Origin of the sequence: Paenibacillus mendelii, assembly GCF_024498075.1 — a bacterium.
Classification (GTDB): Bacteria; Bacillota; Bacilli; order Paenibacillales; family Paenibacillaceae; genus Paenibacillus_Z; species Paenibacillus_Z mendelii.
The window spans coordinates 394,624-409,843 of the sequence record NZ_JANHOF010000002.1 but is presented as its reverse complement, the minus strand read 5'-3'; the positions used below and the strand labels follow the sequence as shown (position 1 = coordinate 409,843).

The window sequence follows — 15,220 nt, the reverse complement described above, 5'->3', positions numbered from 1 at the left end:
CATTGAGCTTACCCTATTCAAAGGGAGATTCGATAACGGTCAAATCGACAAAGAACGGGAGGAGCAGCGAATATGAAAAAGGTGCTGGCGGCCGTGAATCCGGGTAATGAAAACCCGAGCCAGACACGCATGAGGAGAAGAATGAAGATTATATTCCGAGACCGCTATTTATATCTGCTTGCATTGCCCGGATTGTTTTTTTTTCTCCTGTTTAAATATATTCCAATGTGGGGGCTGGTCATAGCGTTTCAGAACTATTCGCCATACGTCGGCATCCTGAACAGCGATTGGGTGGGGCTGGAACACTTTGCCCGGTTCTTCAGCAACTCGGACTTTTATATCCTGCTTCGAAACACGCTCGCGATCAGCTTTATGAACCTGTTGTTTTTCTTTCCTGCGCCGATCATTCTTTCCATTATGATGAACGAGGTCAGGCAAGTCGTTCTGAAACGGCTGATTCAGACCGTGATCTATTTTCCCCATTTTCTATCCTGGGTCATTATAGCCGGAATCAGTTTTATTATGTTGGGCCAGTCAGAAGGGGTGATAAACAGTATTTTGTCGCTTTTCGGCATGGAGAAGATCCCTTTTCTGACTTCCTCCAGCTTGTTTTGGCCGATGCTGACCCTGCAGAACATTTGGAAAGATGCTGGTTGGGGGACGGTTATCTTCCTGGCGGCGATTTCCGGCATCGATCCGACCCTGTACGAAGCCGCTAAGATGGACGGCGCCAGCAAATTGAAACAAATCTGGCATGTTACGCTTCCCGGCATTGGGAATGTCATTCTTGTGCTGCTCATATTAAAGCTGGGGGATGTCATGGATGTCGGGTTCGAACAGGTGTTTCTGATGGGCAGTGCCGCTGTCTCGAATGTAGCCGACGTATTCGACACTTACGTATACCGGAACGGGGTCTTGAACGGCGAGTTCAGCTATACCGCTTCGGTCGGGTTATTCAAATCGATCGTGGGCTTGATTATGGTAATGGGTGCGAATAAATTAGCCAAAATGTTCGGTCAAGACGGTCTTTACTAAACAAGGAGAGAAATCATGATCAAAGATTCCATTCCCGAGAAAATATTCGGGCGGGTAAATGTGCTGCTGCTTATTCTGCTCAGTCTGGTTATGGTGTTTCCATTGTATTACGTCTTCAGCATTTCGTTGACGGATCCGAGGGAGTACTTGAAGGGAGGGATCATTCTATATCCGCGTGGCTTGACATGGGATAACTACGAATACTTGTTCTCGACGCCGCTATTTATCCGATCCATCGGCATTTCGGCTTTCCTGGCCATTGTCGGAACGACGCTCGGTCTTATCGTCACTTCATCCCTTGCTTATACGCTGTCTAGAAAGCGCTTACTCGGACGGAAGATCATTCTGCTGCTGATTCTCATTACAATTCTGTTTCACCCCGGCATTATTCCCAACTATTTGCTGATCCGGGAGCTGGGTTTAATGAACTCCTTATGGTCGCTTATTCTCCCGGCTTTGAGCAGCGGCTGGAACGTGTTTTTGATGAAAAGCTTCTTTGACAGCATTCCCGCCAGTCTAGAGGAAGCCGCTGTCATTGATGGCTGTAATGATATGCATGTATGGTGGCGTATCATCCTGCCTTTGTCTTTGCCGGCTTTGGCGACGTTCGGTCTATTCTTTGCCGTTGCATACTGGAACGTGTTTTTCAATGCAGTGCTATATATCAACGATTTCAAGAAGTGGCCGCTGCAGCTGGTATTGAGACAAATGCTGATCGATTCGAATACTTCGGCGGGCGGGGGCAATATTCTGGAAGAGGGACAAATGGTAAATCCGCAGTCGATCAAAATGGCGGCTGTCATCATTGCGACCATCCCAATCATGATGGTATATCCATTCCTGCAGAAACATTTTGCCAAGGGAGTCATGGTAGGATCTGTAAAGGAATGAGACGATACAATAATGCTGGAAATACAGGGAGGAAGAAAATTGAAGAGATCGAACTTGCTATCGATTCGAAGGCTATCTGCAGTGCTGTTTGTCATTACGCTTGCCGCCGCGACCCTGCTGGGGGCGTGCAGCAACGGCACGGGCAATGCGCCTGGCAATGCGCCTGGCAATACGCAGGGCGACCCGGGCAACGACAAGCCGGGCAACATGACCAAAGATCCCGATACGGGGAACGGCAATCAGGAGGAACCAACGCCCATCAGCATTATGACTACGTTCTATGGAGCAGAACCGCCGGGGCCGGACAATGTGATCGTGAAGGAAATCGAGAAGCGGACGGGAACCAAGCTGAACATCACATGGGTATCTCCTAACAGCTATAACGAAAAGGTGAATGTCACGCTTGCTTCGGGGGATATGCCCGACCTGAGCCTGATCAGCGACAATTTTGCATCGAATGTAAGAACAATGGCCGCTCAAGGTGCTTTTTGGGAACTGGAATCATATATAAAAGAATACCCGAACCTTAGTGCTTACCCGAAGGAGGCATGGGATAATACCCGGTATCAGGACGGGAAGATCTATGCCATACCCCGGGTCAGGGGACTGGACGCGGGAATGGTCTCCGTGCGCAAGGATTGGCTCGATAAGCTGAAACTGCCGGTTCCAAAAACGACGGACGATTTATATAATGTCATGAAAGCCTTTACTAATGACGATCCTGATGGAAACGGCAATAAGGATACGGTGGGGCTCGTCGGCAGTATCGGCTCGGACGGCTTGAATTTAGGAAGCTTCACGCATATTGTGAACATATTCCAAAATGCCAGTGACGGTTGGAAGATCGATGAGAACGGCAAATTAATAAATATGGTCACGGATAAATCGACCAAAGACGCACTGGCATGGCTGAGCAAGGCCTATAGGGAAGGGCTCATTCATGCGGATTTCGCCACATTGAAGAATACGCAAGCTAGAGAAGCCATCATGACGGGCAAGGCGGGCATAGCTTTTGAAGCCGTATCGGCGGCATGGGTACTGACGGAAGGGATAAGAACGACGAATCCAAGCGGCGACATGCTTCCGTTAGATTCATTAACCGGACCGAGCGGCACTCCGTATATTGGAAAAGGAAGCGGCTATAGTGGCGTATTCGTTATTCCGAAAACCGTTCCCGAAGAGAAGATGAAGAAGATTCTTTCGTTCCTGGATTATGGCGCATCAGCCGAAGGATATGAACTTGGAGCGTATGGCTTTAAAGACGTCCATTTTACGAAGGACGGGGACTTCTACGTTCAGACGGAACAGGCGAAGAAGGATATCGTTTCCACATCGGCAATAGGTCAAATTTTCACCCGTTACGATCAATACGCCTATGCGAAGGCGCCGAACGTTCCGGCTGACTATTACAACCGAAGCAAAGGTATTATCGACGAGATCGGGAAGGTCAGCGTCTCCAATCCGTCGAACGGACTCTATTCCGATACGTGGGCCAAGTACCGAAACGATTTCTTGAAGAAGACGACCGATCTGCAAGTGAAAATTATGCTGGGCACGGAACCGCTTGAGAAGTGGGATGCCTTCGTTGCGGAGCTGCTCTCCGATGCGAACTGGAACAAATCTTTGGAAGAATTGAATGATGCTTACAATAAAAAAATGGGTAAGTAAACGGACTTGTTGCTATACTGGTGGTACTAATATGTAGAGGTTAGAGGATGGATTGATCGCCATGAGGAAGATAAACCTAAGTTTTTTTTACAAAAATTTGATTATTGTGTTTGCGGTTACATGCCTTCCCATGGCGATCATTGCGGTCAGCAATTATTTCATCGGCGTCAAACAGATTGAAGCGGAAGTCAAACGAAATCATCGGCTGCAGCTTCAACAAATCTATCAAAGCATGGAGGAGCAGTTGTTCCAGCTTGAGACGATAGGGAATCAATGGATGTTCAATCCGGTATTCAATCATGAATTGCTTGAAGGAGATTTACGCTTAAAGCCCGATACCACCCGGGAGCTTCTCGTTTCGTTACGGATACTGAAGGAATCGAATCCGCTTATCGGCAATGCGGTGTTGTATTTGGAGAAAGACCGCTTATTGATTTCGGAAGAAGAAGGGATCTATACGATCCAAGATGAGGCGACCGCCCAAACATTCCAGCAGCTCCTAGGCGCGAAATCCTCTCTCATGTGGTGGAATCGACCAATAAGTCCGCTTAAGTACAAAATCAAGGTGAACGTGGCGCTTGTTCACAAAATTCAAGGAGCCGGAGGGGCACCATTAGGCACGATAATCCTCTATCTGGATAAAAGCAAAATCGACGATTACTTGTATCCGCTTAATCCGGACGGAGAAGGCATCGCATATATAGTAAAGAAGAACGGCAGCTGGGTAACAAACGGCAGAAACCAGAGCATGACTACGAACGAGCTGGACGAAGCGATTCGCCGCGAGGCGATCGATTATGGTCTTGAGGCTGGCGACTTTATCTATAACCGTAAAGGAATCAATTATTTCGTCACTGTCGGTTCTTTGTCGCGAAACGAATGGAAGTATGTCGTCGCCACACCACTCTCCAAACTAACATCCCCGGTCATTCTCGTTACCAAACTCGGTCTTGCTTTTAGCTTCATCGGCCTGTTGGCCGCCATAGTCCTTTCCTGGTTTGCTTCAAGACGAATATACAGACCCGTTAAACATCTAGTAGGCCTATTCAAAGAAAATGTCGTTATACCTTCACCAAACGATAAAAGCGATGAATTTCAATTTATTGAAGGGAGATGGCGGAAACTTATCGATGAAAGTCAGCAGTTGGAAGCAAAACTGGAGCAAAACCGTCAATTGCTAAGGGCAGGTTTCTTGCTTCAATTGATCCAAGGTCATTTATACTTTTTCTCCGAAACAGAGCTAAGAGAGAAAATGACGTTCCACGGCTGGAATGCGAGCGATAAAGCTTTCGCCATCATACTGATTCGGATGGACAGTATAACCAACGCCAAAGGGAGTTTCAATGAAGGAGACGAACAGCTCGCAACCTTCGCCGCAGCCAATATCACGCAGGAAATGCTGCACAGCAGCAAACAGGATGCGGAAGTCATTAATTTTCATGATTTGTCTCTGGCAGTATTTTTTGCTTACCCGGCAGAACGTCCGAAAGAACAAGTCAAAAGTGATCTGTTTCACTTCTCCGGCGAGTTGATTCAGGTATTGAGCCGATATACGACAATGCGGATTACAGTCGGGGTGGGGAAGCTTGTGTACGCTGCCCAGAATATATATAAATCGTTGGAAGAAGCGAGAACTGCCCTCCAATTCAGAGATCTAGACAAGAATGAACAAATTCTGGATATGGATAATTTGCTTCCCCAAGAAACCTCTCGAGTGAGCTACCCGTTCACTATTGAAAATGCGATCATTCAGTCTCTGAAGATAGGCCTAAAGGAAGAGGCAGTTAGGGAGCTTAAGCGTTTTGTCGAGGAACTGAAACAAGGCCAATCGAAGGAGATCCAATTTCAACAGGGGATGCTGCAGCTGCTCGGCAGTATTATGCACGCATTGCTGAAATCGGGCTTGTACTCGCCGGCAATACAGAGTGGCAGCAACCTCTACGAGCAATTGAGTGCGATTAAGGACCCGGATGAGATGCTCAGGTGGATGCGCATTACGATTATTGAACCGTATGTCGAGGATCTTTCCCAAACAAGGGAAAAATTATTGGAGCAAATTGTTAGTAAGGTGACGGAAGCGATTCATGCGCGTTATCATACTCCGATCTCTCTGGAATCCTGCGCGGATGAGTATGGCGTGACTTCCTATAATCTGAGCAAAGCGTTCAAACAATGCACGGGAACGAATTTCATCGAATATTTGACAACGATTCGGCTGGAGAAGGCGAAAGAACTCTTGCGCACTACCGATCTGAAAATCAATGCGATTGCGGAGAAGGTAGGGTATCAGCCGACGTATTTTATACGGATTTTTAAAAAAGTCGAAGGGATCACGCCGGGCCGCTACAGGGAATGTTCACCAACATGAGAATCGTCCGCAGGAACCCTTTTTTACCAATTTCCAATGTAAGCGTATTCAGTACAATCAAAGCCATATTATGAGAATATATAAAATATAGAAGCTTGTATACAACCAATATCGTAGAACTAAGCTTAGCAGCACATCGATGAAAACGACATCATGAGGGGTGATTTGCAAATGTTCTGTGGTGGGGAAAAGCTAAAAGCGAAAAAATTCATGTTGTGGATGATGATCGGGCTGACCTTTCTATTTGGCGTACCGACTTCACCGGAAATATTACGTGCCGAAGCTCAACTCGATGTAAACGCTGTCACTGTGGATCCCGAGACAATCGATGAACCAACGAGCCTGCAGGCTGCATCCAGCGCCGAGAAGATCGTGTCTGGCGCGATTCACGTATCCCCGGACGGCTCCGACGAAACGGGGGACGGCTCCCAGGCAGCGCCTTTCCGGACACTGGAGAAAGCGCGGGATAAAGCAAGAGTGAAGCTGGCTGCGGGCAAACAGACGGCGGATATCGTCGTGTATGTTCATGGCGGAACGTACTACTTGGATCAGCCTCTTCTCTTGAACAACCAGGACTCGGGGAAGAACGGCTACAAGGTTATCTATCAGGCTTATCCGGGTGAACGGCCGATTATCAGCGGAGGCAAGGAAATAACGGGCTGGGAATCGGCGGGAGGCGGCATGTTCAAAACGCAAGTTGGCAATATGGACATCCGTCAGCTGTATGTGAACGATCAAAGAGCGGTACGTGCACGAACGCCGAACAGCGGTGAATTTTTCAGAGTGAAGAAATGGGATAAACCTAACCGGAATATCATTGTCCATGCACCCGAGGTCACCGATATCCAAAATCCGCAGCAAGTCGAAATGGTGATCCAGACGCATTGGTCCGACCAGCATATGCTTATCGAATCCATGAACGTCAGCGGCGATGAAGCGACCATCCGGCCTCAAAATCCCGGCAGGGATATCGTATTTGACCGGGGGGCGCCGCAGCTCGATCCCAAAGCATCCTATCATTTTGAGAATGCCATGGAATTTTTGGATATGAACGGTGAATATTATCTTGACCGCGAGAACGGGACGCTCTATTACAGAGCCCGAAACGGCGAAGATATGACGAGGGCCTATATAGTAGCGCCTGTACTGGAAACATTGGTGAAAGTAACCGGCACGCTTGAACAGACCGCAAAAAATATACAGTTTATCGGACTGTCGTTCGAGCATACCGGATGGAATTTGCCTTCGCAGCAGGGTTATTTCAATACGCAAGCGACGTTCTATCCCATTATGAGAATTGACGACGGCAAGATTCCGTCGGCACTTGTCGTGGAAGCCGCAGAAAAAATCGTATTCAAACGAAACGTCTTCCAGCATCTAGGGGGGAGCGGGCTCGAGCTCTACTCCGCGACAAGAAATGTCGATATAATCGGCAATGTATTCAAAGATATTTCCGCCAACGGCGTGAACGCGGAAACCCGGTTGGCTGCTCTGAGGGAGATGCCGACTCTCGATCCGAGGGTCATCGTCAAACAGACGCGCATATCCAATAACTTTTTTACAAAGGTCGGGCAAGATTATTACGGCGCCGTCGGCATTTTCGGCGGCTATGTAGAAGCGCTTATCGTGGAGAATAACGAGCTGATGGATCTCCCTTACAGCGCGATATCCGTCGGCTGGGGTTGGACGCGTCTCGTGACGACGCTTAAGGACAACGTCATCCGCTACAATAAAATCCATCATGTCATGGAGCAGATCGTGGATGGGGGCGCCATCTATACGTTGTCCAATCAGCCGAATTCGAAAATTTACGAAAACTTCATCCATGATATTGGCCGCTCGCCTTGGGCTGCGCCGCCGACCGATCCGACGAAGAACTGGTTCCCTGTAGTCGGCATCTATCTCGATCAAGGTACTGCGGGCTACGCGGTGGAACGAAACGTGATCGTCAATGTTCCTACCCCGCTATTCGTGAATGGATTCGTAAATGGAGCCAACACGTATACGGACAATTACGGGGATTCCGCTGCCATCAAAGCCAAAGCGGGGTTGACCGCAGCATACAAAGATATTGCGTTCCCCGTTAAAGAACACGATCCCGTAAACCCGGAATTGCTGCAGGCAATATCGGATGAAGCGGGCACAAGGATTGATCTGACTTTCAGCGAAGCGCTTAATAGCGCTTCGTTGAAGCCGGAACGGTTCATATTGGGCGGAACGGCCGCATCGATCGCATCGGTTGAATTCAACCACGCCATACCCAATAACCGAATCATCAATCTGCTGCTAAACGGGAAGCTGGAATATATGAATCCGGTAACGCTTTCACTGCAGCAGGGTGCCGTCAAGGACGCGGCGTTAAACGAGAATGCGCCGCTTGAGCAATTCCCGGTCACGAACCGGGTGCTGAACCCGTTCCTTGTCGATTTGAGTGTTACCGGTTCGACTATACTCAGTGTCGGTGAAACCGCCGAACTTCACCCCTTTCTGAAAACGCGCGACAATGTACCGGTAGCAAATGGACCGGAAATTTGGCAGTATGAATCGGCCGATCCGTCCATTGCCTCGGTCCATGCCGAAACGGGAACGATTCAGGCCGTGAAGGCCGGAGAAACGTTCATTACGATTACAACCGTGCATAATGAAATCACGGTTACCGCAAAGCTCAACCTTTACGTTTTTGCCGCCGGTCAGACAAAACCCGCATTTGTCAACATCGCAAAGCTGAAAGAGTCGACCGCCACAGGTGTAAGCGCCGGTTCGAGCTACGGTCCGGAAAAAGCGCTTGACGGCAGCAATCAAACGATATGGGCGACAGCCGGCGCAGCATCGCTTACCGTAAATCTTTCCGATCTGTATCATCTCTATAAAATTCAGCGAATCGAATTCGTGACGAGACAGGATGTCGATCAACCGCCAACGCGCAGAAGATTCGAAATCCAGGCATCCAACGATAAAGATTTCGCCACTCATACGGTACTTGGCGGACAAGGTGCGGAATCGCTGCCTCACCGGTCTACGTTTACGTTAACATTAGATCAAGTTCAATCCTACCAGTATATTCGGTTTGTCAAACCGTCCGAATTTGCGGCGGTAGCCGAATTGCGGATATGGGCTGAATTCAATACAGGCGAGGATTTGTCCTTGAACTGGCCGGAAGGGAGCGTCTTGCAAGCGTCCCAAGAAGCTGAGCCCGGTACAGTCCGCCTGGAATGGACACCACTCGATTCATCCTTGAATATCGCTTCGTATTCCGTATATGTGAACGGACTTCCGCCCGTTGTCGTGGCTGGGAACGTTAATACGGCAACGATTACCGGCTGGCCTGCCGATATACCGGTAACGGCCAAGGTTGAAGCGGCCGATAAGAGCGGACGATTCAGCAGAAATGGTCCATCCGTCACGTTTACGGGCGAGTGGCTGCCGTATTACGTCGGACTTGACATGACCGGATCTCCGATCATGAATGTCGGAGAGACGCTGCAGCTCCAGCCCGTTCTGATGCACAACGACGGAATCGAGATCGGGGGAACGACCGTATGGCAATACGTTTCGCTCAATCCGGCCATCGCGTCAGTGGATCCACAGTTGGGAACGGTTCAAGTGATCAGCAGCGGCAATACCCAGATTATGATTACCGGCCAGCACACCGACGGCAGCTTTACGACGAAGCTGGATCTGTTTATCGTTCCGGCGGGACAGACCAAGCCGGAGACCGTCAACCTCGCCGGAAAGAAACCGGTGACGGCAACTTCGGCGTATAGCGCAGCCTACGCGGCGGAAAAGGCAGTCGATGGCAGCGAAGGGACGCTATGGGTGACAAGCGGACCCGCATCGTTGACCGTCGATTTGGGGGAATCGTACCGCTATTACGATATTGCGCGGATAGAGGTCGTCACCCGCCAGGATTCCGATCAGCCGGCAACGCGCAAGTTGTTCTCGGTTCAGGGATCTACTCAAAGCAGCTTCACCGATTTTACGGAACTGGGAGCCCAGAATGAAGAAATATTGCCTTACCGGGCCACCTGGTCCATCGATTTGTCGTCGTCTTCATCCTTCCGGTATATCCGTTTCAGTAAACCGGTCAATTTTGCGGCCGTCGCCGAACTGAGAGTGTTTGCAAGACCTAAGCAGCTGCAGCCACTTCAAGAGCAGCCCATAGAGCAGCCTGTAGAGCAGCCCGTGGAACAGCCCGTAGAGCAGCCTGTAGAACAGCCTGTAGAGCAGCCCGTAGAGCAGCCTGTAGAACAGCCTGTAGAACAGCCTGTACAGCAGCCCGTAGAGCAGCCGAAATTGCAGCGAAATTGAAATCAACACGGGAGAAGAGGTGCTGAAGGGGCCTCTTCTCCCGCTTTTCGTTTTCGGCTGTCAAGCAAATGAGATAAAAATTAATTGTTTCCTGCATGTTATCCGCCCGCTCGGAAACATAGAATGGATTTATAAATATCCGATTCTTGATCGAAGGGGGAAACGAGGACGTGAATCCGTTGTATGTATCGCAGAAGCTGTTCGAGCATTACGAGCATATTCAGGAGGTGAAACATTATTACGGCTTATTGGCCATCTACGCATTGTTGCTTACGGCCGAAGAAAAGCAGGATCCGGTTTTACTTGAAAAATGCAAATCCATTCTCTCCAGGTTTCCCGACCGGATCGAGCACCCGAGGTATAACTTCCCGAGCTATCGGATTGGAGGCATTCCTAAGGCTTATGCGCTAATGAGAGGCTATATGCCGGAAGCGGAAAATCAGGTCAGGCAGTACGCGGAAGAAATGATGACGGCTCCAAGGGACCGTAACGGAATTATGTCATATCGGCATGAACCGGACAAGGAAATGATATGGATCGACGTCGCGATGGCGGTAACCCCTTATCTATTATTCGCCGGACTCGCTCTCGACGAGCCCCGATATATCGATGAAGCGGCCAAACAAACCTTCCTCATGTACGAGGAGTTTTTGGATGCCGACAACGGCTTGCTGCATCAGAGCAAGAACTGGGCGGGACCCGGCAAATACTCGGAGGATCATTGGAGCAGGGGAAACGGTTGGGGGTACCTGCCGCTAGCCGAGCTGGTGCAGCATCTTCCGACAAACTCGGCGCATCGGCCGACCGCGGAGAAATATTTCCGGCAATTGTCGGAAGCGCTTCTTCCCTATCAATCGAAACGCGGCTTCTGGAGACAAGAAATCCCCTTCGAGTATTCATACGAGGAAACGTCGGGGACCGGCTTGATCCTGTACGGCATTGGCATCGGCATGAGAACGGGTCTGCTTGACCGGGAAACGTACTCTCCCGCCTTTCAACGCGGAATTGAAGGCTTGAACCGGCTGAGCATCAACCCTGACTTCTCGACGGAGCGCAGCTGCCCGGGATGCTTGTGTCCCGGCGAAGGGGAGGAGAGGGGCACCATCAAGGCCTATGTAACGCTGATGCTGCCATACCGGGACGAGCATCATAGCTTTGGACCGCTCATGTTCTCGATGGTGGAGGCTTATCGGAACGGTATTTACGATTTGAATCGTGATTTCTGACTGTTCTCCACCTTTCGAAGTGGAGGGATGCTTGTGTTAATCCGCTTGAGTAGTATCGCAAAATCTGGAGGGATGGACGTGGAACCGTTCATAACGGCATCGAGTCGGGAAACGCTTCGGGACACGGAGCTAATCGTTCATGGAGGCACAGAGTCTGTTGCGAACGCAGCCGATGAGACCCATCCGGGCAGCTTTGAATTGAAGCATGACGGGGAGCTCTTCTTTACCGGTGCGGGGTGGCGTTTCGAGACGTCTTCGGGGGAAGAGATTCCGAGTAACCAAAGCGAGGCGACCAGCCTCAGCAGCGACGGCAAGCGCTTGCCCGCCGGTATAATCCGTATGTTCAGACAACCTGAGGAGAACGTTCATATCATTCGGGCGGCTATGGTTGGACTTTACGGCAAGCCTCTGTTGAAAGCCGAACGGACCTGGGTGATGGCCATGCCGCATACAATGTTTATCATGGACCGGGTTCTGGCAGATAGTCCGTTAAAGGTGCATAGCGACTTCGAATTGAACAACGGAGATCATCGGCTTACGACCAAAGTCGCAGCGGAGACCAAGCTTGTATTGCGAAGAAATGCCGCCGGCATGAAGTTTTTTCAGGTGTGCGCCCTTTCGGGCGGTACGGATAACGGCAGCAAGCTCAGCATTCAGATCGGGCCTCGGAATGATCTTGGCCATCCCTATCGGTCCTTTTCCGCCGAAGACCGTCCGCCGCTAGAAGTACCCGCTTCGCGCATCCGATACGCGAGCAGCCAATACCGGACCGATCATGTCATCGTATATGCGGCTTCGATGGACGGTACGGACGAAATCCGGGATTGGCATATCATCCCGATAACGGACCGGCATTTCCATGTGGAGCCGCCTGCCAAATCGGGCGGCTATTCACTGGAGCTCGCAGAGAGGGATGCAGTTATCTTCCGCAATCATAGTGAGGGCAGGGCTTACCTTGTTCATGAGGATGTGTGTTCTACCCTTTAAAGTAATGCGAAGGGGGGGAGCCGGTCAGCTTTTTAAACAGACGGCTGAAATAATAAATGTCTTGGAAGCCGACCGACAACGCCGCTTCCGTGACATTGCACTCCCCGCTAAGCAAGAGATCCTTGGCTTTATTGATACGAATATGATTCTGGTATTGCACAGCCGTCAAGCCGGTAATTTTTTTGAACAAAAGGCGAAAGTGGGAAGCGCTTAAGCCGGATAGCCGGGCCAATGCATCGATCGTAAAGTCCTCTTTGTAATCGGCTAGAATGAGGTTGGCCGTTTTTTCGATATCATAATAGTGCGCGGTCCCGTGAGCCGAGCGGTCCTGTTCCTTCATGATCAGGTACAGGATATCCATCATGATGCTTTTGCATTTAATCATGAATCCGCTTCGTTTGCCAGTCCATACGAGACTCAGCTCGGCGAACAACGAAGGCAGCCTGAATAGGTGAGGACTGCGGATGAGCAGGTCGAAACGATCAAACCGTTCCCGGGTCCGGTCGTTCAGAAATTGAATATCGAACGAAACGCTGTAAAAGGACCACGGATTTTCCGGATCCGAGGATGCGGAACGTACGAGTCCCTTGGGAAAGAATAGCAGGTCGCCGGTACGAACACGAATTTCGCGCTCCGAGAACGTGTAGACGGCTTCGCCTTTCGAGCAGTAGGCGATAATGTAATTGTGCTGGTTCACGATCCGTTCCACTTTCCACTGCGGGTCCGGTTTCCGTTCGGTCATGTGCTCAATGGATGCGATATGAAAATCATAATCGTCCTGGCTCTGAATCATGAACATCGGCATCGCTCCAACTCTGATTTTCATCATGCTTCTATTATCATTATGCAAGGAAACGGAGGTCTAACCTTCACCTAGGGCACCCATAAAACGCAGAACGGTCTTACCGCGAATTATAGCATGAATGGAGGGAGCTATAAATGAATCTTGACGAATTGAAAGCGGCGCGAAGCCGAAAAAAATTGAAACCGCTGCCGATTCCGGACAAGGAATTGTGCGACCGTTATATGGAAGTGTTTACAGCGGCTGTAAACGACGTTTTGAGGGAGAAGGGACTTCTTCATCAGACGCTGCCAAGCGGCATTGCCCCGCTGCAAGATGATATGAAGCTTTGTGGAATCGCTTTTACGGTCAAGGGATCCAAGAATTTGACCTTGGAAAGCGAGATGGAACAGCGGGCCAAAATGCTTGAAGCGATCGAAGAAGGTGCCGTCGTGATTTGGGACACAAGCGGCGATGACGAGTCAGCCCAATGGGGGGAAGTGATGACAATGGCTTCCCAGCGGCGGGGCTGCAGAGGGGCGGTCGTGGACGGAGGGGTACGGGATACGAACAAAGTTCTCGAACTTGGGTTTCCTGTATTTTGCAAATACCGGACATCGAACGGGATGCTGGGCCGGTTTCGAATGATCGATTGGCAAATACCCGTCATGATTGGCAACGTCTTCATTTATCCGGGGGACCTTATATTTGCCGATATCGATGGCGTTATTGTCGTTCCGCGCGAGATGGCGTATGATGTGCTGCTCAAAGCCGAATACATTAAAGAAAACGAGAAAGAGATCAAGCAGATGATTCTGGATGGCCTGACCCCGACGGAAGTGGTCCAAAAAGGCGGTTATTTCTAATCCCGCAAGGCGAAAGGAGTCGTTTCGAATGAAAGCGGCCGTATTGACCGAATGGGAAACAATAGAGATCCGGGATGTGCCGATCCCAGAGCTAGAAGAGAATGAATGCCTCATTAAAGTGAGCTATACCGGCATTTGCGGAACAGATTTGCATATTTATGGCGGTCACCACCCGACGGCAAAATCCCCGATCATTCTCGGCCATGAGTTTATCGGTACCGTCGAACGAATTCGCACCAACCGTTCCGTTGATCTGAAGCCGGGAGACCGCGTCGTCGCGGAGCCCTTGATCAGCTGCGATTCGTGCGAAGCTTGCCGGGAAGGAAACTGGCACGTGTGCCGGACGTTGAAGCTGCTGGGTATTCACGCTAATGGCGGTTTCGCTGAATATCTGAAAGCTTCGGTCGATAAAGTCATAAAAGTGGATGCCCGGTTGTCCGACCGGATTGCGGCTTTGACCGAACCGTTTGCGGTCGGTTTTCATGTTAATCAGAGAGCTGGCGTGAAGAACGGGGACCGGGTGCTGGTTATCGGCGGGGGTCCGATTGGGCATATCGTCGGATTAGTCGCTCGGGAGGGCGGGGCCTCACGGGTCGTCTTCTCGGAAATCAACCCGGTTCGGATCGATCAAGTCAAAGCATTCGGATTCGAGACCATCGATCCGACGAATGAAGATGCTGCCTCGCGGGTTCATGCATTCACGGACGGAGAAGGATTCGACGTCGTTATCGAAGTATCCGGTTCCCAGGCGGGGCTGCTCTTCTCCACGGAAGCCTGCAGAATCAGAGGGACCGTCGTTTTTGTCGGATTTCTGGGCAAAATCCCGCAGTTCAACGTGCTGCAGGCGATTTTTAAGGAGCTTACGATGGTCGGTAGCCGCGTGTACACCTTCGGGCATTTTCAGAAAACGGTAAAGCTTCTTGAAAAGATGACGCTGGAGAATAAATACGATTTGGAAAAACTAATCAGCGATATCCTCACGTTGGATCAATTAGAATCAGCGATTCAATCGATGCGGGAAGGAAATAACTTGGGGAAAATATTGATCGCATTATGAGCTTATGCCGCCGAAGCGGGCGTTACGCTTGCA

General features: G+C 50.2%; 10 protein-coding genes. 9 read left to right on the top strand and 1 reads right to left on the bottom strand.

Translation table 11 applies throughout. The features are described 5' to 3' along the window. The first annotated feature begins 72 nt into the window (after window positions 1–72). The 7 genes from NNL21_RS09130 (at window position 73) to NNL21_RS09100 (ending at window position 12,483) form a co-directional block, all read left to right on the top strand. Window positions 73–1,035: an ABC transporter permease gene (locus NNL21_RS09130; RefSeq protein ID WP_204817448.1), complete on the top strand. Its 963-nt coding sequence runs from the start codon at window positions 73–75 to the stop codon at window positions 1,033–1,035. A 15-nt stretch (window positions 1,036–1,050) separates the two neighbouring features. Continuing rightward, window positions 1,051–1,926 carry a carbohydrate ABC transporter permease gene (locus NNL21_RS09125; protein WP_204817449.1) on the top strand — a complete coding sequence of 292 codons (876 nt, stop codon included), beginning with the start codon at window positions 1,051–1,053 and terminating at the stop codon, window positions 1,924–1,926. A gap of 39 nt (window positions 1,927–1,965) precedes the next feature. After that, window positions 1,966–3,594 carry an extracellular solute-binding protein gene (locus tag NNL21_RS09120; RefSeq protein WP_204817450.1) on the top strand — a complete coding sequence of 543 codons (1,629 nt, stop codon included), beginning with the start codon at window positions 1,966–1,968 and terminating at the stop codon, window positions 3,592–3,594. Window positions 3,595–3,655: 61 nt separating this feature from the next. Next, window positions 3,656–5,962, top strand: coding sequence for a helix-turn-helix domain-containing protein (locus NNL21_RS09115; RefSeq protein WP_204817452.1), 2,307 nt, complete (start codon window positions 3,656–3,658; stop codon window positions 5,960–5,962). Window positions 5,963–6,172: 210 nt separating this feature from the next. Then, complete coding sequence (locus NNL21_RS09110; RefSeq protein ID WP_204817453.1) at window positions 6,173–10,270, top strand: discoidin domain-containing protein; 4,098 nt, start codon at window positions 6,173–6,175, stop codon at window positions 10,268–10,270. 170 nt (window positions 10,271–10,440) lie between these two features. After that, entirely contained in the window at window positions 10,441–11,496 is a 1,056-nt protein-coding gene (locus tag NNL21_RS09105; RefSeq protein WP_204817454.1) for a glycoside hydrolase family 88 protein, read from the top strand. A 78-nt stretch (window positions 11,497–11,574) separates the two neighbouring features. Continuing rightward, window positions 11,575–12,483 (top strand): hypothetical protein, encoded by a 909-nt coding sequence (locus NNL21_RS09100; protein ID WP_204817455.1) that lies wholly within the window; start codon window positions 11,575–11,577, stop codon window positions 12,481–12,483. On the opposite strand, the gene NNL21_RS09095 is transcribed toward NNL21_RS09100, so the two are convergent. Further along, entirely contained in the window at window positions 12,473–13,312 is an 840-nt protein-coding gene (locus NNL21_RS09095) for a helix-turn-helix transcriptional regulator (RefSeq protein ID WP_204817456.1), read from the bottom strand. The two genes, NNL21_RS09100 and NNL21_RS09095, sit on opposite strands and share 11 nt — an antisense overlap. Window positions 13,313–13,422: 110 nt before the next feature. Here NNL21_RS09095 and NNL21_RS09090 point away from each other — a divergent pair, with 110 nt between their 5' ends. Next, window positions 13,423–14,130 (top strand): RraA family protein, encoded by a 708-nt coding sequence (locus NNL21_RS09090; protein WP_204817457.1) that lies wholly within the window; start codon window positions 13,423–13,425, stop codon window positions 14,128–14,130. A 28-nt stretch (window positions 14,131–14,158) separates the two neighbouring features. Further along, window positions 14,159–15,187, top strand: coding sequence for a zinc-dependent alcohol dehydrogenase (locus NNL21_RS09085; RefSeq protein WP_204817458.1), 1,029 nt, complete (start codon window positions 14,159–14,161; stop codon window positions 15,185–15,187). The last annotated feature ends 33 nt before the right edge of the window (window positions 15,188–15,220 follow it).

Coding starts and splice junctions, on each gene's coding strand:
- NNL21_RS09110 (WP_204817453.1), top strand. CDS start 6,173: ATGTTGTGGATGATGATCGGGCTGACCTTTCTATTTGGCGTACCGACT.
- NNL21_RS09125 (WP_204817449.1), top strand. CDS start 1,051: ATGATCAAAGATTCCATTCCCGAGAAAATATTCGGGCGGGTAAATGTG.
- NNL21_RS09085 (WP_204817458.1), top strand. CDS start 14,159: ATGAAAGCGGCCGTATTGACCGAATGGGAAACAATAGAGATCCGGGAT.
- NNL21_RS09115 (WP_204817452.1), top strand. CDS start 3,656: ATGAGGAAGATAAACCTAAGTTTTTTTTACAAAAATTTGATTATTGTG.
- NNL21_RS09095 (WP_204817456.1), bottom strand. CDS start 13,312: ATGATGAAAATCAGAGTTGGAGCGATGCCGATGTTCATGATTCAGAGC.
- NNL21_RS09090 (WP_204817457.1), top strand. CDS start 13,423: ATGAATCTTGACGAATTGAAAGCGGCGCGAAGCCGAAAAAAATTGAAA.
- NNL21_RS09130 (WP_204817448.1), top strand. CDS start 73: ATGAAAAAGGTGCTGGCGGCCGTGAATCCGGGTAATGAAAACCCGAGC.